This window comes from Polyangium sp. y55x31, assembly GCF_029946505.1.
Classification (GTDB): Bacteria; Myxococcota_A; Polyangia; order Polyangiales; family Polyangiaceae; genus Polyangium.
This window is the reverse complement of record NZ_JARZHG010000016.1, coordinates 210727-228174: the sequence shown is the minus strand read 5'-3', so window position 1 is coordinate 228174 and position 17448 is coordinate 210727. Positions and strand designations below refer to the sequence as shown.

The 17448-nt window shown below is 70.4% G+C and carries 13 protein-coding genes; 3 read left to right on the top strand and 10 right to left on the bottom strand.

All coding sequences use genetic code 11. From position 1 onward, the window contains the following. Positions 1 to 2 precede the first annotated feature (2 nt). Genes QHF84_RS26800 through QHF84_RS26785 form a run of 4 tightly spaced genes read right to left on the bottom strand, consistent with a single transcriptional unit; the run spans position 3 to position 5120 of the window. A complete protein-coding gene (locus tag QHF84_RS26800; RefSeq protein WP_281316270.1) occupies positions 3 to 1502 on the bottom strand; it encodes a hypothetical protein in 1500 nt (499 codons plus the stop codon). After that, positions 1499 to 2386, bottom strand: coding sequence for a hypothetical protein (locus tag QHF84_RS26795; RefSeq protein WP_281316269.1), 888 nt, complete (start codon positions 2384 to 2386; stop codon positions 1499 to 1501). Before QHF84_RS26795 ends, QHF84_RS26800 begins: the two co-directional genes overlap by 4 nt. 32 nt (positions 2387 to 2418) lie before the next feature. Further along, complete coding sequence (locus QHF84_RS26790) at positions 2419 to 3261, bottom strand: hypothetical protein (RefSeq protein ID WP_281316268.1); 843 nt, start codon at positions 3259 to 3261, stop codon at positions 2419 to 2421. Further along, on the bottom strand, positions 3258 to 5120 hold the full coding sequence (locus tag QHF84_RS26785; RefSeq protein WP_281316267.1) for a hypothetical protein: 1863 nt from the start codon (positions 5118 to 5120) through the stop codon (positions 3258 to 3260). The genes QHF84_RS26790 and QHF84_RS26785 overlap by 4 nt, the downstream gene beginning before the upstream one ends. A 115-nt stretch (positions 5121 to 5235) precedes the next feature. On the opposite strand from QHF84_RS26785, the gene QHF84_RS26780 reads away from it, so the two are divergent. Continuing rightward, entirely contained in the window at positions 5236 to 5619 is a 384-nt protein-coding gene (locus tag QHF84_RS26780) for a nuclease A inhibitor family protein (RefSeq protein ID WP_281316266.1), read from the top strand. On the opposite strand, the gene QHF84_RS26775 is transcribed toward QHF84_RS26780, so the two are convergent. Beyond that, positions 5616 to 6587, bottom strand: coding sequence for a DNA/RNA non-specific endonuclease (locus QHF84_RS26775; protein ID WP_281316265.1), 972 nt, complete (start codon positions 6585 to 6587; stop codon positions 5616 to 5618). The two genes, QHF84_RS26780 and QHF84_RS26775, sit on opposite strands and share 4 nt — an antisense overlap. 167 nt (positions 6588 to 6754) lie before the next feature. Between QHF84_RS26775 and QHF84_RS26770 the strand changes: the two genes are divergently transcribed. Continuing rightward, positions 6755 to 7453, top strand: coding sequence for a hypothetical protein (locus QHF84_RS26770; protein WP_281316264.1), 699 nt, complete (start codon positions 6755 to 6757; stop codon positions 7451 to 7453). A gap of 330 nt (positions 7454 to 7783) precedes the next feature. Here QHF84_RS26770 and QHF84_RS26765 read toward each other — a convergent pair whose 3' ends face one another. The 5 genes from QHF84_RS26765 to QHF84_RS26745 form a co-directional block, all read right to left on the bottom strand. Continuing rightward, positions 7784 to 9022 (bottom strand): hypothetical protein, encoded by a 1239-nt coding sequence (locus QHF84_RS26765; RefSeq protein WP_281316263.1) that lies wholly within the window; start codon positions 9020 to 9022, stop codon positions 7784 to 7786. A 60-nt stretch (positions 9023 to 9082) separates the two neighbouring features. Next, positions 9083 to 12148: a pentapeptide repeat-containing protein gene (locus QHF84_RS26760; protein ID WP_281316262.1), complete on the bottom strand. Its 3066-nt coding sequence runs from the start codon at positions 12146 to 12148 to the stop codon at positions 9083 to 9085. Between the two features lie 76 nt (positions 12149 to 12224). Continuing rightward, positions 12225 to 12620 carry a YkgJ family cysteine cluster protein gene (locus QHF84_RS26755; protein WP_281316261.1) on the bottom strand — a complete coding sequence of 132 codons (396 nt, stop codon included), beginning with the start codon at positions 12618 to 12620 and terminating at the stop codon, positions 12225 to 12227. Next, positions 12617 to 14149: a DUF1552 domain-containing protein gene (locus tag QHF84_RS26750; RefSeq protein WP_281316260.1), complete on the bottom strand. Its 1533-nt coding sequence runs from the start codon at positions 14147 to 14149 to the stop codon at positions 12617 to 12619. Before QHF84_RS26750 ends, QHF84_RS26755 begins: the two co-directional genes overlap by 4 nt. Positions 14150 to 14185: 36 nt before the next feature. After that, positions 14186 to 15934: a DUF1588 domain-containing protein gene (locus QHF84_RS26745; protein WP_281316259.1), complete on the bottom strand. Its 1749-nt coding sequence runs from the start codon at positions 15932 to 15934 to the stop codon at positions 14186 to 14188. 238 nt (positions 15935 to 16172) lie between these two features. Here QHF84_RS26745 and QHF84_RS26740 point away from each other — a divergent pair, with 238 nt between their 5' ends. Then, complete coding sequence (locus QHF84_RS26740; protein WP_281316258.1) at positions 16173 to 17405, top strand: hypothetical protein; 1233 nt, start codon at positions 16173 to 16175, stop codon at positions 17403 to 17405. The last annotated feature ends 43 nt before the right edge of the window (positions 17406 to 17448 follow it).

Sequence of the window (17448 nt, the reverse complement as noted above, 5' to 3'; positions counted from 1 at the left end):
CGTCAGCGGCCTTCGATCACGGCTTTCGCTTCGGGATCCCCCGGGCGGTAGTGGAGCCACGCGCGCGCGGCGGCGAGGGCCGCGTCCGGCCTGCCCGCGGCGCGCTCGGCGACGGCGAGGGCCTTCCAGACGATCGGGTGCGGCAAGACGCGCGCGGCTTGTCGAAGTTCGTCCGCAGCCTCGCGCGGGCGACCGGCTTCGAGGAGGAGGCGGCCTTCAAGATGAAGGAGACGGCCTCGATCGAAGGGAAACACAAGGGCGGCGCGGGTGTGGCGGAGCGCGCCGGGGGCCGGCGCCAGGCGGAGCGCCTCGCGGTGGTGGTAGGCCGAGAGGAGCTGCGCGAAGGCCACGAGGGCCCACGCGAGCGCACACGCGAGGCCCGCGCGCGCGAGGTTCCAGGATGCAGGCGAGGCGGCGCGCGGGCGGAAGGTGCACGCGAGCACGAGGAGCGCCGCGATCCAGGTCGCCGGCGAGGCCGAGAGCCCGGCACCGAGCGCGAGCAGGGCGAAGGCGAACCACGCAGCACGAAGCTCGGCGCGGGGCAAAACGGGTACGAGGCGGAGGCGTTTTCGCGCGAGGAGGAGCGCGAGCGCCGCGGGGAGGAGGCCGAAGGCGAGGACGAGCGCAGCGACGTCGTCGTGCGGGTGCTCAGGGAAGGTCCAGAACCGCGCGGCGTCGGGGTGCGCGGCGAGGTGATCGGATTGCCAGTCGAGGAAGCGCGAGGCGATCACGTCGGGGCCGATGCCGAGGAGCAAGGTTTGCGCGGACAGACCCCGCGCATGGACGACGAGGAGGTAGAGGCGGCCTTCGAGGGCGCGGACGAACCCTTCGGAGGTGAAGGCGATCGGGACGAGCGCGAGGGCCGCGAGGGGCGCGGCGAGCGCGGCACGCGGGACGAGCAGGAGGACCTCCGCAGCGAGCGTGAGCGCGGCGAGGTGCGAGCGGCAGAGGAGGATGGTTGCGGCACCAAGGATCAGGGCGCTCGTGGCTTCGATCCGGTCGGCGCTGCGCGCGGCGGAGGCGCGATCCGCGGCGCAGAGCGGGAGCACGAGCAGCAGGAAGGCCGCGAGATGGTTCGGGTTGCCGAACGTGCCGACGAGGACGGGGTATGGGAGGCGGAAGGCGCCCGTCTCGAAGGGAACGAGGCCGATCACACCCGCGAGGGCGAGCGCGCTCGCGGCGAGGACGACGCGGCGCGCGAGGCGAAAGACGAACGCGCGATCCTCGGAGAGGAGCTCCGAGAGCGCGCCAAACACCGTTGGTGCGGAAGCGACGGCGAGGATCTCCCAAGGTGCGGCAGGCCAAACGAGCAGCGCCACGAGGCCCAGCGCGAGCGCGAGCATCGCGACGAGCGAAGGCGCGCCCCACGCGCAGAACGGCAGCGCGAGCGCGAGGACGAGGGCCTTCTGCGGCCGGAGGTCGACGGTGAGCGGCGAGGTCGCGAGCGGCAGGAGGACGAGCAGGAGGAACGCGGCCGCTCTTCTCGCGGTCGATCGGCTCAAGGTGCGTCGAGCTTGCGCACGCCGACGAGGCCCGAACCGCCGCGCTGGGAGAAGTACACGACGAACCTGCCGTCCGGGGACAAACACGGCTGGATGGCGCCACGATCCCCGGGCCACGCGAGGTTCCAGGGCTCCGCGGTGACGATGGCGTGGCGGCTGCCGGTCGCGGCGTCGATCACGAAGACCTGATCGCCGCGCTGCTCGACACGTCGGTCGCCGACCTTCGAGGGGCACTGATCGACGAGCGGCGCGGTCGGCGGCTTCCACGAGTCTTCCGGGCCGGCGATGCGCTTCGGCTTGGCGCTGCGCAGATCCCAGCTCATCCAGCCCTCGTACTCGGGGAAGCCCGAGAAGAAGATCACGCCGCCGTCCTTCGCGGCCCGCGTGTGGTAGGCGCCGTGCGCGAGCGCGCGCCGAGCGTGTCTGCCGAGGTCGAGGATGTAAATGCCCTGGCCCGCCTCGTCGCACTCGTAGGTCGAGCAACCGAAGGCGATCTGATCCCCTTCGCCGAGCCAAACGGGGTGGTAGCCGGGGCCGTTGTGGACACGCGCGCGCAGGCCCGTCTCCGCATGCACGACGTCGATGCCGGCCTCGCCGGGCGGCGCGGGCACGTTGAGGTAGTTGACCTGGTTGGCGATGGCGAGGCGGACGTTGTCGGGCGCCCACGCGACGGTGGGCGTGTCGCCGAAGATGGCCCACTCGAGATTTCCACGCGCCACGAGCTCCGGCGCCGGGGCCTCGGCGGAGGCCGTCGCCGCAGGCTGCACGGCGACGGGGACGAGGACGGTGGCAGGCTCGGCGACCGTCGTGGGGTCCGAGGTGGGCGAGGGCGCGGCGCTGCACGCGGCGGCGAGAAGGGGCGCGAGGAGCAGGGCGTGGCGCATCGAGCGGAGCTTGCGTGATGCGCGCACAGGGATCAATCGAAGGGATCGAACGGCCGATGACGGTGGTGATGCGGGATGCGGCGCGGCAGGGGGACGGGCTGCATCCGCGACTCGGAGAGGAGCGCGAGCGAGGATCGCGCCTCGCCGGGGAGCCGGCTCGCCTCGGCACGAACGACGTGTCCACGCGCGCCGGCCGAGTAACCGAGGACCGTGGCGTCGACGCCGTCCGCGCCGGGATCGAGCTCCATGCGGAAGAACGTGTGCTCGCCGGCGGTGACGTTCTGGATGCGATCGAGCGGGGCATCGCCGAAGGTGCGCGCGGCAGCGACGGTGAGGGACTCGACACGACAAACCACGGAGAAGCCGGCGTTCGTCCCCTCGAACGCCTTGCAAGCGTGGCGGCCCTCGGCCTCCTCCGCGACGGCCGCGAGGAGCGCGGTGGGCCGGAGCGTGCCCGCGTCGAGGCGCCCGTCCTCCCGGATGTCGACGAACGCCTCGCCGCGGAGCGTCTCCAGCGTCTGGCGATCGGTCGTCTCCCAGGTCATGGCCTCCGCAGGATTGACGGCGAGGGACACCTCGTTCGAGCCGAGGACCCGTTTGTCCCCTTGAACCAGGGTGACGACGTGGCGCGGACGAACCACGGTGATGGTGATCTTCTGGCCCGCGCGTTTGCCGAGGATGATACGCATCTCCGCCGGCAGCTCGGGCGGCTCGGAGGCGGGAGCGGGCGCGGAAGCGGGCGCGGCAGCGGCTTCGGGCGCGGAAGCGGGCGCGGCAGCGGCTTCGGGCGCGATCGCGGTGGCGGCCTCGGACGTGGTCTCCACGGAGCCGGACAACAGGAACGCGGCGAGCAGGGGCAGGGCGTACGTCTTCACAGGGTCCTCAGGAAGGCGAGCAGGGCGGCGCGGTCTTCGGTGGTGAGGTGGCTCGTCTGGCCCATGCGATCGAGGTTGTCGTCGAGCAGGGCTTCGAGCGTCGGGTAACGGCCGTCGTGGAAGTAGGGCGCGGAGCCTTCGAGCATGGCGAGCGGCGGCGTGCGGAACGCAGCGCGGGACTCGTCCTTCGCGCGCGAGCCGACGTCGTGCACGACGTGATCACTCGTCCCCTGGTCGAGCCCGTGGCAACCGTTGCAGCCGAGTTTTTCCGAGGTGTAGAGGTCACGCCCGCGCGTGACGAGCGCCTCCTCGCCGGGGTCCTTCGCCTCGCGGCGCGGCACGAAGAGCCCTTCGCGGAGGTAGTTCGCGAGCGCGGCGAGGTCGTCGGCCGGCAAGCCCGATCCGCCGAGGCGCGTGAGCGTCTCGGCGATGTTGTCCTCGAGCTTCGCGTGCATGCCGTGCCAGCCGTAGGGTCCACGCTCGACACGGCCCGCGAGCGCGAGGGTTTGTCGGGGGCCGTCGCCGAGCCGCCACACGATGCCGTCGTCGCGCCCCTCGGGGTGGCAGCTCGCGCAGGCGCGGCCGTCGCGCGAGATGCGGCGATCACCCTCGGCGTGGAAGAGGCGCCGGCCACGCGCGAGGTCTTCGCGGAGCGGGTCCGTCGCGACGGGCAACGTGTCCACGGCGCCCGACGCGAGGCTCACGACGGAGAGGTCGTGCGAGCGCTGGTTCCACACGACCGCGATCGCCGTGCGGGGATCGACGTCGACGCCGGAGGGTCCTTCGCCCACGTGGAAGGCGCGCCGCGGAGCGAGCGCCGGATCGAGCGAGCGCGCGTCGAGCTCGACGAGCTCGCCCGTGCCATGCGAGACGACGAGCAGCGCATCGCCGAGCACCGCCGCGGCGCGCGCTTGTCGCGCGGATGAGCCCGCCGGCGCGACGGCGCTCGCCGAGAAGGCGTTCGCCGCGATGTTGACGAAGTTCTTCTGCGCGGCGCCGCCGTCCACGCCGAGCGTGCGTTCGCGCGCGACATCGAGGACGGCGACGGTCGGGACCGAGGTGTCTTCCTCGATCGAGACGCCGCCGTAGCCGCCCGCGACGACACGCGTCGTGCTCTCGCCGTTCTGCACGACGAGATGCGGGACGAAGAGGCGCGTGCCGCTCTCGTTCAGGACCGCGACGTACGCGAGGGACGAGGTCGGGTGCAGGGTGTTCGCTCCGACCATCGCATCGACGCGGTTCCGGTAGCCGCCGCCGAGCGCGCGCACGACGCGGACGACGGGCGCTTCGCCCGCGTCGCCGCCGTCGAGGTCCACGACGGAGAGGGCGTCGCCGGCGGCATGCGTGACGAACGCGCGGCGGCCATCGGGCGTGACGGTGATGCCGCGAGGTTCACGCGGGAGGCGCAAAGAGAAGCGCGTCGCGAGGGACTCGCCATCGAGCGCGGTGAGGGCGCGGCCGTAAGCGGAGGTGACGAGCAACGCGCCGCGCGGGCCGGCGGCGAGGCTCCAGGGTTCGGCCGGGACGACCGCACGCGCAGCGACGGTCCCCTCGCCTGCCGCGTCGACGTCGAGGACACGCACCTCGTTGCAGCCGCGCAAGCTCACGGCGACGCGATCCTCGGCGAGCACGAGGACCTCGGCAGGCGCGCAGCCGAGCGGCGTCGTCGCGACCGAGCCGCTCACGAGATCGACGCGGTGGAGCGCTTCGTTGTCGGCGTCGGCGACGTACGCGACGAGGGCATCGCGATCGAGGGCGACGGCGCCGCTCCGCGCAGGCGCGGCGGCGGCAGCAGCGGGTGCGGCGAGCAAGGCAGCGAAGAGGCCGAAGGAGGCGAACGTGCGGCGGGACGAGCGCATGGGGTGGCCTCGTAGACGCACGTGCCGCCGAAAAGGTTTGTGGACGCGCGGGGGGCCGTCTTGACGCGGTCGACCCCGCATGGCTCGAATGCGCCGGACACGGAGGAGCCGAAGGATGCTGGGCCAGAGAGTCGAACCGCTGATGCAGTCCATCGAGGAGGCCGCGGCCGGCCTCCTGTTCCCGAGCGAGTCGGACTTCCCGATCGAGGCCTACCGCTTCGGCGAGGAGGAGCCATCGCCGGCAGCAGTGCTGCAGGCGCGGGGCCTGCCCCCGGAGACGCCGGTCGAGCAGACGACCGTGGCCTCGTTCTTCGAAGGCCTCGTCGAGGGCGACGACGACTCCGCAGGCCAGTTCCGAGCCCTCGTCGACCTGCTCCAGCGCGAGCTCTCGGACCTGCGCGTCTACCGCGCAGGAAAGGTCGACATCGAGGCCTTCGTCCTCGGCCGGCACCCCTCGGGCGTGTGGCTCGGCGTCACGACGAAGCTCGTGGAGACCTAGTCCCCCTTCTTCGCCTCGATCTCCGCCTGGACGTCCTCGTCCACGGCCGTGAGGAAGTCGTACCCCGTCCGCCGCTCGATCTCGTCCACGGTCGTCCGGTACTTCTCCCAGCCCTCGTCCATGATGCCCTCCTTGTTCGGCATCAGGACCGCGATGACCGGCGTCGACTCCGTCACGTCCCCAGGCCCCTCGCGCGGGTCGAGCACGACGACGATCTTGAAGAACGTGTCGGGCACGGCGACGCCCTTGCCGATGGTCTTCGTGGCCTTCTTGCCCCGCTTGAGGATGCCGCCCGCCATCACGAAGAGCTGCTTGCCCTGCTTTCGGCCGAGGTTCTCGCAGTGCTCCTCCAGCCGAAGCCACGGGCCCGCATTGAGGTCGTGGTACTGCGGCAGGATGTTCGTCATCAGGAAGGTGACCTTGTTGTCCTCGGGCGAGCGCGTCCGCTCCTCCGAGCGCACCATGTGGCCCCGGTCGTACCCCGAGCCCGTGTAGTCGTCGTGCGTGACCCGGTAGATGCCCGACGGCAGCTCCGGATCCGTCATGAACTTCCCCTTGTGCCGCGGCGCATCGCCGAACCAGCTCGCGTCGATCTGCCAGCTCACCCAGTTCGCGACGTTCTGGTCCGCATTGTACGAGAGCGCGTACTGCGGCTTGCGCATCAGGTGATCGTCCGAAGGATCGTCATCCGTCGGGATGCCAAGCGCGAGGTGGACGCTCGCATCCGCAGGCTTGCCACCCCCCCCACGCGCCGGGCCGCCCTTCGGGCCAGGCGCAGAAGGCGCGCCCGTCGCCGTCGTCGTGGAGCGCGGGCGGCTCTTGCCCTCATCCGTGCCCGTAGCCAGGTCGTCGAGCCATCGATCGGCCCTGCACGCATGCAAGAGCGCCCCGACGCCGCCGATGAGCGCCACGACGAACACGCCCAGGGCTCCTCCCTTGCGCCGCTTTCTGGATGCAGTCCGGCTCACGTGATCGCGCCTCGTTTCGTTGTGAACGCTATATCATGCTCCCAGGGAGCGTTCCGGCCGTCGAGAGAGGAGCCCCACGCGCGGCCCCCCACGAATGCTATGGGGGTAGCAGAAGTGCGACGGAGCGCGCTAAGGTCGCGCTTGGGTATGAAACGAGGGACGGCGTCTTGAGACGGATCCCCGGGTACGCCGTCGGCTCGTACTACAAGCTGGGATCTCCCCTGGCCGGGCTGAACGCGAACCCGATGCGCGGGCTCGTCTACCTCGTGACGAACCAGCGCAAAGAGCCCATCCCAAGCTCCATCCAGCACCCGCTGCACCCAGGCCGAAACATGATGCGCCTGGAGACGCCAAGCGCCGCCTACGCCTACGTCGCCGACATCGTGGCCGTACACGAGCGCGACGTGCGCACAGCCCTCGGCATCACGAAGCCAAACATCGCACTCGTGCCGATCCCCGCCGCAAACGTGGTGCGCGGCAACCGCACGACAGACCGATGGCCAAGCCGCGACCTCGCACTCGAGCTCGAACGTCTCGGCTTCGGCAAGGTGCGCCCCTGCGTGGTGCACAAAGACGCGATGCGCCCGCGCTTCAGCTACGAGGAGGATCCCGCGCACGAGCTCGCGCAGAACCTGATCATCATCGGCAGGCCCATGCCAAACGAAGCCGTAGTGTACGTCGACGACATCGTGACGTCCGGCGACCGCGTGGCCGCCATCGATCAGGCACTCGGTCAGCCACAAGCCGCAGGCATCGTGACGACCGCAGTCTCCGAGGAGAAAGCACGCTACGACGCGTACAAGCTCCGCACGTTCGCCCTCGGCTACGATCCGGCAACGTCGCCCTGGAAGCTGACGATCTTCTGAGGCGGCGGCGTGGCGCCGGGGTTTCACCCCGGACCCGACCAGGGGTTGTCCACCCCTGGACCCGGACCAGCGCAAGCGCTGGACCCGGGGTCGATGAACTGCGCGATGCGCAGTTCATCGAACAGGCCAGATCAAGGCGCCCACCAGGACCGCAACGCTGACGTTTCGATCGGCAACGTCGTCCGTGGTCTTGCCACGGGCCCGTCCGAGAAACTGCGCATCGCGCAGTTTCTCGGCCCTCGGTCCAGGCCGTGCCTGGTCCGGGGTGCAGGGGGCGGACAGCCCCCTGCTGGGGTACGGGGCAACGCCCCGCTCCGCTCCCCTCCCCTCTCAGGGCAAGAACATCCGTAGAACCTGGCAGAGACCTGGATCGAGCGTGCCGCGAGCGATGACGCTCTCCAAGGATTCGGCGTTCGCGAGCTCCTCGGCGTACTGACCGAGCAGGGGGAAGCCTTGCGCGGCGAGTGGTGCGAGGATTTCCTTCTGAGCGAGCACGCGTTCCATCAGCTCGATTTTGCTGCGCAGGAGGCCGCCCCAGAGGTCGCGCGCGCGTGGCACCACGCCGAGTCGGCTCGACTCGATGAACAGGAAGAAGCCGCGCTCGCTGCGGAACCACTCCTCGACGTGCTTCACGATGCGCGAGTCCTCGAGGAGTAGCGCCTCGCGCTCGGCCAGGATCGCCGCGCGGGTTGGATCGTCGTCCGAGAGCACGGCGAGACGTGCCTCGATGGCCCCGAGCTCGCCTGGGATCTGCACGAGCCGCCGCCGCCAGATCGGCATCTTCTCCACGAGCACGGGCGCGCCTACGTGCGTCAGCCAGAGGTGTGGCGGCAGGACGCAGCCCATCACGTCGGCGAGCGTCAACCGCCGCTCGAACTCGGTCACGGCTTGGATGCGTGGACGACCGGGACGCACGAAAAATGTTGTCGCGCGGATGCCGGCCATGCTCTCCAGCACGAGTGCTGTCGGCATGCCGAACTCGAGCCCGATCGGCGCGACGTACTTCTCGGCGGTATCCTCGTGCGTCAGCGGCGCGGGCACGCCGTCTGGGCGCATGCGATCGGTGCCGCCGGAGTGGCCGTAGTCGTGCCCGAGGGCTGCGAGGAGATCCCGCGCGAGCACCGACGCGGGCGTGCCTGCCTCGAGCATCCGTCCCAGCGCGTCGCAGAGCACGGCTGCGATGGCGTCGACGTTTGGATAGACGCGCATCGACGCTTCCTTCACCTCGTCGGGCAAAGGGGCCGTCTCGGGCCATTCGAGCAGGAGGAGGCGCAGGAGCACCTCGTCGTTGTGCAGCGTCCGGTGGAAGGCGTTGTTGATTCCGAGCAGGCGCTCGATGCGGCACGAGCGGGCCTCGAACGCGCGGATCAGACGCTCCATCGCGTCGAGATCCATGGTGAAGCGCCGGGCGGCTTCCAGGTCGATGCCCTCTTCGAGGATGCGGCGGCGGAGCGCGGGCGAGTGGATGGGCCACGCGTTCGGGCTGATTCGCGTCTCGATGAAGGAGCGGAGCGTGGCCTCGTCGCGGCACGCGCTCGCGCTCAGGGCTTCACCACGGCCTCCGCTCATGGCCGAGCACTGTACCTGGATTTGCGCTCCGTGGGCGAATCCTCGGCAGGGCCGAACGGCTCATTCATCGACGGCGTCGCGGATGTTGGCTCCCATCAGCTTCGTGCCGCTCCGCGAGGCGCCGCTCAGGGTGCAACGACGGAGGTCCGCATCACGCAGGTCGGCGCTGTCGAGCTTGGCTTTTGCGAGGTTCGACCCGGCGAGCAGCGCCGCGCGTAGGTTTGCGTTCGTAAGATCGGCGGACACGAAGTGCGAGCGTGAGAGATCGGCGCGGCCGGCGATCACGTTCTGCAGGTTCGCGCCTTCGAAGCGGGCCTCGTGCATGCGGGCTTGGCGCAGGTCGGCGCCGTCGAGGGTGGCGCCGTCGAGGTTCGCGCGGTCGGCCTGGATGCGGCCGAGGTTCGCGCCCTTCAGGTTCGCCCGCAAAAACTTGGCGCCCTCGCAGGTGGCGCGCGTGAGCACGGCGCCGTCGAGGCGCGCGCCTTCGAACGACGAGCCGGCGAGTGCGGCGTTCTCCCAGGTCGAGCCCTTGGCGTCGATCTCGTGGAAGTTCGTGTCGGTGAGGGCCGCGCCTTCGGCGTGGGCTTGATCGAGCCGGGCGCCTTCGAAGCTCGCGCCCTTGCCGTGGGCGTCGACGAGCTTGATTTCGGGCAGCACTGCGCGTTCGAAGATGGCGGCTTCGAGGGAGGCGCCGGTGAAGTCGGCGCTGAGGGCGTCGAGGGCGCGGAAGGTCGCGCCGTCCCAGGTGCCGCGGGCGAAGACGGGCGCGCGTCCGCGGCAGCCGTCGAAGCTCGCGCCGCTGCCGCGGACGGAGGCGAAGATGGCTTGCTCGATGGTGGCGCCGTCGAGGCGGGCTTTTCCGAGGTGGGCGCGGGAGAGGTCGGCGCCTTTGAGGTCGGCGCTGCGGAGGTCGGCGCCTTCGAGGTCGGCGTCGACGAGGCGGGTGCCGGAGAGGCGGGCGCCTTCGAGGTTCACGCCGCTGAGGTTGGCGCCGCCGAGGTCGTGGCCGGAGAGGTTTGCGCCTTTGAGGTCGAGGTTCGAGAGGTCGGCGCCGGCGACGGTGAGGCCGTGGAGCGGGTTGCGCTCGCCGGCGCGGAGGCGCGCGAGAACGGTGGCGCGGATGCCGGTCTCCTCGGGCGCCGCGGGAGCGGGGGGCGCTGGCGCGACTTCGGGTGGTGGCGGCGCGACCGCTGCAGGTGGGGGCACGACCGCTGTAGCTGGAGACACGACCGCTGTAGCTGGAGACACGACCGCTGTAGCTGGAGACACGACCGCTGTAGCTGGAGACACGACCGCTGCAGGTGGCGACACGACCGCTGCAGGTGGAGACACGACCGCTGGCGGCGCCGACAGGACCACAAGCGGCGGAGACACGACCGCTGCAGGTGGAGACACGACCGCTGCAGGCGGCGACACGACCGCTGCAGGTGGAGACACGACCGCTGCAGGTGGAGACACGACCGCTGCAGGTGGCGACACGACCGCTGCAGGTGGCGACACGACCGCTGGCGGCGCCGACAGGACCGCAAGCGGCGGAGACACGACCGCGGGCGGCGCCGGCACGAACGCAGGCGGCGCTGGCATGCCCGCCGAAGGCGTCGGCACCCTCAAAGGCGGCGCTTGCACCATCGGCGGCGGCCCCGGCACGGTCGCCGGCGGCGACGGACGCACGCTCCCCGGCGCTCGATCCCCCCCACCCTTCTCGAAAGGCGTCGCCGCGGCCCGCTTCGCTTCGAGCTCCGCCAGGTCGATCGCGCGTGTCGCGTCGTCGTCATCGTCCCGACGGATCGGCCGCGGCGGCGGCGCGGCCGGCGGAATGCCCAGCGCGGCGCGGGCTTGCGCGGCGGCGCCCGGCGACGCGTTCATGAAGGGCATCGCCGGGCGGGACGGCGGATCGGCCGGATCGATCGCCTGCGTGTGCATCAGCGGATCGTCGTCGAGATCGACACGCGGCCGCGGCGGCGGCGGCGGCGAGTTCGGCGGCAGCACCGTCGGCGCGCCCGGGGGACGCGGCTGGAACGGGAGCACCGCCTTCGAGGCTGATTTCTCGTCGCGGACCGGCAGCGTCGTGAAGATGTCGGCCGACGGAGCCGGCGCCGCCGCGGGCACGACCGGCCCGGGCGCCGGCGCGCGCATCACCTCGGCCGCGTCCGGCCAGCGAATCGGGTTGCCCGGCAGCTCCACGTCCGCGAAGGCGCGGAGCTGCGGCACGGTCTCCAGCCGGTCGAAGGCAAAGTTGCCCCGGAAGACGATGGACGCGACGAGCCGATCGGCGTCGATGACCAGGAGATCCGCCGTGAGGTCGATCACGCGCCCCTGCCCCGGACCGCCCGGGCCGACGAGGAACGTGCACGCCTTGGCGCGGACGAGCGGCAGACGCGACTGCACCCGCGGCAGGCTCGGGTGCATGCCGTCGAGGACGATCCACTCCTCGCCGCGGAGGAACTCGATCTGCTGGTCGGGCGGCGCGGGGTTGAACCAGCGGAAGTCGAAGTTGTCGGGGATGTCGGCGACGACGCCGTCGAGCCGCTTTCGGTCGACGTTCCCGAGCAAGCGCCGTCGATGGGGCCAGTACCGCCCATACGGGCCGAAGCCCGCGGTGCGCGTGGGCCCCCGGGGATCGATGAGGTTCGGCAACGTGGGCGCGCTCGCGGGCACGCCGACCGGGTTGTCGTCGGTCTGACCCGCGCGCTCGTAGATGAGCGGCATGCGATCGAAGGGCCGAGGCGACTGGGGCGCGTTCGCGGCGCGATCGCCGAAGACGTGGATGGTTTTGTCGAGCAGGCCCCGCTCGCGGAAGATCGCGAGGCGCGCGGAGAGCGCGGGGACGGGCCGTCCTCCCGGGGCGTACGCGTGCCCCGAGAGGATGACGCCCGCCGAGGGCAGGTACGGCGCGGTCTCGGCGGCCTCGGCGACGCTCGAAGCCGGGCTCTTGTCGCGGTTCTTCTCCTCGCGGACGAGGTCGATGGCCGTGGTCGGCCAGGCCGTGCGCTCGTGCGTGAGGGAGACGGTGAGCTTGAGGAAGATCGTGGCGCGCAGGACGCCGCCGCTACGCCAGAGCGTCGAGCCACAAGCGACGGGCTTGAGGGCAGAAACGGGGATCGGGAAGGGTGACGTGGAGGGCACTACCCGCGTTCCTGGTGAAGCGCTTTACGTCGCGCGGGAACGACGGTAGCCCCGGCGGGGACGACAAGGCAAGCCTTTACCGCAGCCGCCCTTTCCTCCGAGCGTCCCGACGGAACTCCAAACATTGCCACGATCCCGCCTGGAACTCGCGGCACGTGCTCGCGCGGCCTTCGTATATCGAGCAGATGCTCCGGCCCTCGGGGCGCGTGAGGTAGATGCAGGCGCCCTCGTGCGTCGTGGGGAACGCCATCATGCCGAAATGGCCCTCGTCCACGCGATCGGCGAGATCGTGCCTGCCCGCCCGGCGCCACAGGACGAGGTCCTCCTCCGTGAGGGGGATGTTCCCCGGCCCTGCCTCGCAGCAGGCACCGCAACGCGTGCAATCGAGCGGCTCGCCCGTCTCGGGATCGACGGGCGCCTCCCGCTCGGTGGCGAGCTCCGGATCGAGCGGGAGGTGCGTCTTTTCGTTCATGCCTTCAGGAAGGGGAGCATCTCGCTCATCACGCCGAGCTCGGCGCTCGTGTACTTGTTGTACCCGCCGAACCAGCCCTCGGTCGAGAGCTGGAGGAGGCCGTAACCGCCGTACCCATCCGTCTCGTAGTCGGAGGGCGAAAGGCCCATCGACTGTAGCACGTTCCCGAGCCACTGGTTGTAGATGAGGCCGATGTGGGAATCGACGAGGTTCGACCCGTCCGCCTTGCTCGCCGGTTTTTGCAGATTGCGATAATCGCAATAATTGCCCGTCGAGAAGAACCCGTCGGCGCTGCCGGCCGTGACCACGCACATCTCGATGGGATCGTGCGTGACGCAGCCCGACTCCTGCGACCATTGCACGAGGGAATGGTCGAGCACGGAGCCGCCGCTCGGGTCCTGCAAGGCGTCGAGCTTCGAGACGAGGTCGAGGTAGACGTCCTCGAAGAAGCGCCGGTGCGACTGGAAATTGTACTCGTGCCGCTCGGCGCTCACGTTCGCCTGGTGCGCCACGTCCTGGTGCCAGTCGCCGACGTAATTCGAGAAATGGTCGCCGATGTTCATCGTCACGATGCGGCAGGTGTCGCAGGCGAACGCGGCCACGATGACGTCGTTCATGAGCTGCCAGAACCGCTTCTGCGCCTCGGGATCGACCGAGAACGACGAGCCCCACTCGTCGATCGACGAGCTCGCGGGCGTCTGGATGTCGCCGCAGGACGCGCTCACGTTGAGCTTGCGCTCGAGCTCGTTCACGCGGTCCATGTGATCGTCGAGCCGCTGCTTGTCCTTCGAGGAGAGGCGGCGGCTGCCGTCCCGCAGGCGCTTGTAATCCTCGAGCACGCGGTCGACGATCGGCGGGCGCGTCTCGCCCGGATCCTGCGGGGGCACGAAGATCTTGTTGAAGAGCGCGAGCGAGTCGTTCTCCGGGGCGAGCTTCTGGATGTCGCCCGTCTGATTGCCGGGATTCGACCACCCATGCGACATCCCGCCGCTGCCGACGACGATCGAGCGCTCGCGGATCGAGGCGAGATCCGGGTAGAACTTGCTCGACCAGGCGAGGATCTGATCGATCGTCTGCCGCTTCTTCTCCCAGATGGCCTGCCCATCGGCGCCGTTGCCGTCGTTGTCCGCGTAATTGCCGAGGTGGCCGCCGCGGTGGTGCGCCAGATAAAACGTGACGTCGAGCCCGCGCAGCACGTTCATCTTCTGCACGAGCGTGCTCGTGAGCTTCGCGGAATCCCCCGAGAGGACCGGGGAGAGCGAGGCCACGCCATTGCCGGCCTCGAGCGCGAGCGCGCCGCGCCGGACGTCGTGCCCCGCGTACGACACCGTTTGCGTGAGCGTCGACTCGTTCGGGTACATCCGCGGCTGCCAGACGCCGCCGTGTTGCGTCGCGAGCGCGACGAAGCGCTTCGGGCCGCCGGCGGCGTACGCCACCTTGTCATTGCCGAAGAGCGAGGGGAGGAACGGGATCGCCAGCGTGAACCCCGCCGCGCCTCGGAGCCACATGCGTCGGTTGAGCTTCTTCATGTCATTCTCCAGTTTCCGGGCCGCATTCACACCGCATCAATCCACGAACGAGCGCATGCGGAATGCCTGGCTCCGCGCGATGGCGCGGAGGACGTCCGCCATGGGTTTGCCCTCGTCGAGGGCGAGCTTCACGTCTTCGAGCGCGCAGGCGTCACGATTCAGGTCCTCCAGTCGGCCGAAGGTGAACCGGAAGTATTGCCGGGCGAAACATGCATAAGGCTTGGAGCTCGCGGCGATGAGGTTCATCAGATCCTCGGCGTTTTTCGCGCCCCTCTCGTCGCCGCTCTCCACGCGCGGCACGACGGCCGTGTCCACGCTGGCCGTCGCCACGACCTCGCCCGTGGCGGGATCGAAGAGCGGCTGCTCGGTGCGGACGCGGCCGAGGGAATCGAAGTTTTCCGTCGCGAAGCCGAGCGGATTGATGACGACCTTGTGGCAACCGGCGCACGCGCCTTGTCCCGTGAGCTCCTCGACGACCTCCCGCGTGGACAGGCTCTCGCTGAGCTGCGGCGGGTTCGCCGCGGCGTTCGGCGGCGGCGGCGGGATCTCGTCGCAGAGCAGCGCCTTGCGAATGAACACGCCCTTCATGATGGGACGCGTGTTCGCTGAGCCCGTGGCCAAAAACGCCGCGCGGGTCAGGAGCCCGGCGCGCTCCGGCTCGGTGAACTCCGGGGGCTCGCCGCTCCCGGACCACACCGGCACGTGATAAAGGCTCGCGAGGTCCTCGGTGCGGGCGAACGATTTGCGGCTCAGGAGCAAATCGCGGAACGTGCCGGGCTCCTCGAACGTGTAATACAGCGCCGCGTCCGTCACCTCGGCGAGCATGTGCTCCCGCAGATCGGGCCCGGGCGTATAGCCCGCGGTGAACGCGTCGAAGAGCGGCGTGCCCACGCGCGCGTCGAGCTCCTCCAGCGTGGTGTTGTCGAGCCATTGCCCGAAGAGCTCGCCCATGGCGGCTTGGGTGCGCGGGTCCTTGAAGATCCGCTCGACCTCGGCCTCGTAGCCGGCTTCGGTGAGCAGCGCGCCGGTTCGCGCCGCCTCGAAGAGCGGCTCGTCGGGGAGCGTCTGCCAGAAATGGTACGAGAGGCGCGAGGCGAGCTCGTAGGCGTCGAGCGGCGCCGTCGAATCGCTGCCGTCCTGTCCGTGCTCGACGAAATACATCAGGTGCGGCGCATTCAGGAGCAGCGCGACGACGTCGGCGTAATCGGCCGCGTCGAAGGGCGCCGCGCCGGCCGGGCCTCGATAAAAGGCCACGTCCTCGTCCGTCACGGGCCTGCGCAAGGCGCGCTCGCCGAAGCGGCGGATCATGCCGTCGAGGCAGGCGTCGTCGTTCGCCGGATCGGCGTCCGTCGCGCAGGCGCCCGCGAGCTCCGCGAGCCGCGCGGGCGAGCCCGTGAGCGCCTTGCCGATCTCGCCGGCGACGCGGTACGCGCCGTCCACGTGCTGCTGCTGCAGGGCCTGATCGAGGCGCGTGAAGCCCGCGTAATGCTTGTCCGGGCCCACGCGCGCATCGTCCGGGAGCTGCGCGAAGAGCGGCTCGGCCCCGCCGAGGATCTCCGCGGCCGCGGACGGCACCGCGAACCGCACCAGATCCGACACGGTATTGCGGTATTGCAGGTGGCTGAGCCGCCGCAGCGGCAGCGCTTCCGGCACCGCGTCCGGATCACAGACGAAGGACGTGGGCGTGGATCCGCCCTCCCCGTCCAGGGGCTCCCCAATGAGCCCCGTGCAGGCGCCCGTGAGGGCGCCGAGTCCCAGAAGCCATGGCCAGCGTCTTCGCATCATCGAAAAGGACCTCCTGGCAAGAGCGTTCACGAGGCTTTCCCCCGCGCACGAGGGCACCACGGTATCCGCATCGGCAGGCGCGCGCCAGCGCGTCGAACGGCCGAAAGCCGCGCCGCATCGCGCAATGGCGTCCTTGTATCCTGCCACTGGATCCGTGGCCGCGTCACGGCGCGTCGAGAGACAGGGCCCTTGACACGCCACCGCCGCGCGGATCTCCTTTCGCGTGGAGGAATGTCAGATGCGCGATTCGTCGGCGTTCGTGGGCAGATATGGGAAGGCGGCGCTCGCCGCGGCGGCGCTCGTGCTCGTCGCTTGCAGCGGCGATGTCGCGGGAGGCGCGGGCGGCAGCGCGGGCGAGGGCGGCGCGGGAGGTCAGGGCGGCGGAGGACAGGGCGGCGGCGGGCAAGGCGGACAGGGCGGCGGCGTCGTCGATCCGGAGCTCGTGTCCATCTTCGTCGCGCAGGGCATGGTGGGGCGGACGGTCATTTCCTGCGACGACGGCATGACCTGGGTCGGCAACCGCTCCGACGACGACGCCTTTCCCTGCTTCTCCAGCGCCGAAACCGATTGTGATCACCACCCCGGCGCGGGCCGCGGCATCACGTACGGCAATGGCTTCTTCGTGGCGACGTTCGGCTGGGGCAAACCCGGCTCGATTCGCCGCAGCAAGAACGGCGTCGACTGGGAAAACGTGCTCGAAGGCAAGACGTTCGCGGGGATCGTGTACGGAAATGACGTCTTCCTCGCAGGCGAGCGCCCGCCGCAGGTCGCGGACGCATTCGGCGCGATGTGGACCCCGGCCGGCGACGTGACGAGCGAGGTGTGGAACGTGCGCCGGACCGGCTTCGCGCCGCACGACGGCGGCCGCTTCCTGCTCGCGTTCGGCAGCGGCAATGGAAACGACATCAACGTGAGCAAGGACAAGGGCGCGACCTGGGCGCGACCGACCACGCTCCCGGGCGCGTGCGCGGGCGACATTCAATGGTCCGGCGGCTTCGCCTATGGCAATGGCGTGATCGTCGTGCTCGGCGGCACCGGCGTCGCTTGTCGTTCGCTCGACGGCGGCGACACCTGGACCGAGTCGAACATCGGCGGCCAGGTCGACGGGCGTTTGATCTGGACCGGCGACACGTTCGTCACGTGGGGCCGCGACGCGGAGTTCATCCCGCTGCGGTACACGAGCCCGGACGGCGACACGTGGACGAAGACGCCGACCGAGGTGCGCAAGAAAAACGCGGACGGCACCACGCAGACGAGCCCCGGGCCCCTCGTGGGCGCCGTGGCCCGGAGCGACGGGGGCACCTACGTCGCCGTCAATGGCGGCTGGGATCAATGGTACGAAAAGCAGAGGTTTTTCCGCAGCACGGACGGCGTCACCTGGGACGAGCTCCCGACGAACGCGTTCACGGGCAGCCACCCGATCCAGTTCATCACCCACGGCGTCGGCGAGCGCAGCGCGGTCTGTCCGTGATGCACGGCCGCCGGGTGTGAACTCCGAGGCGCGCGACATCTGC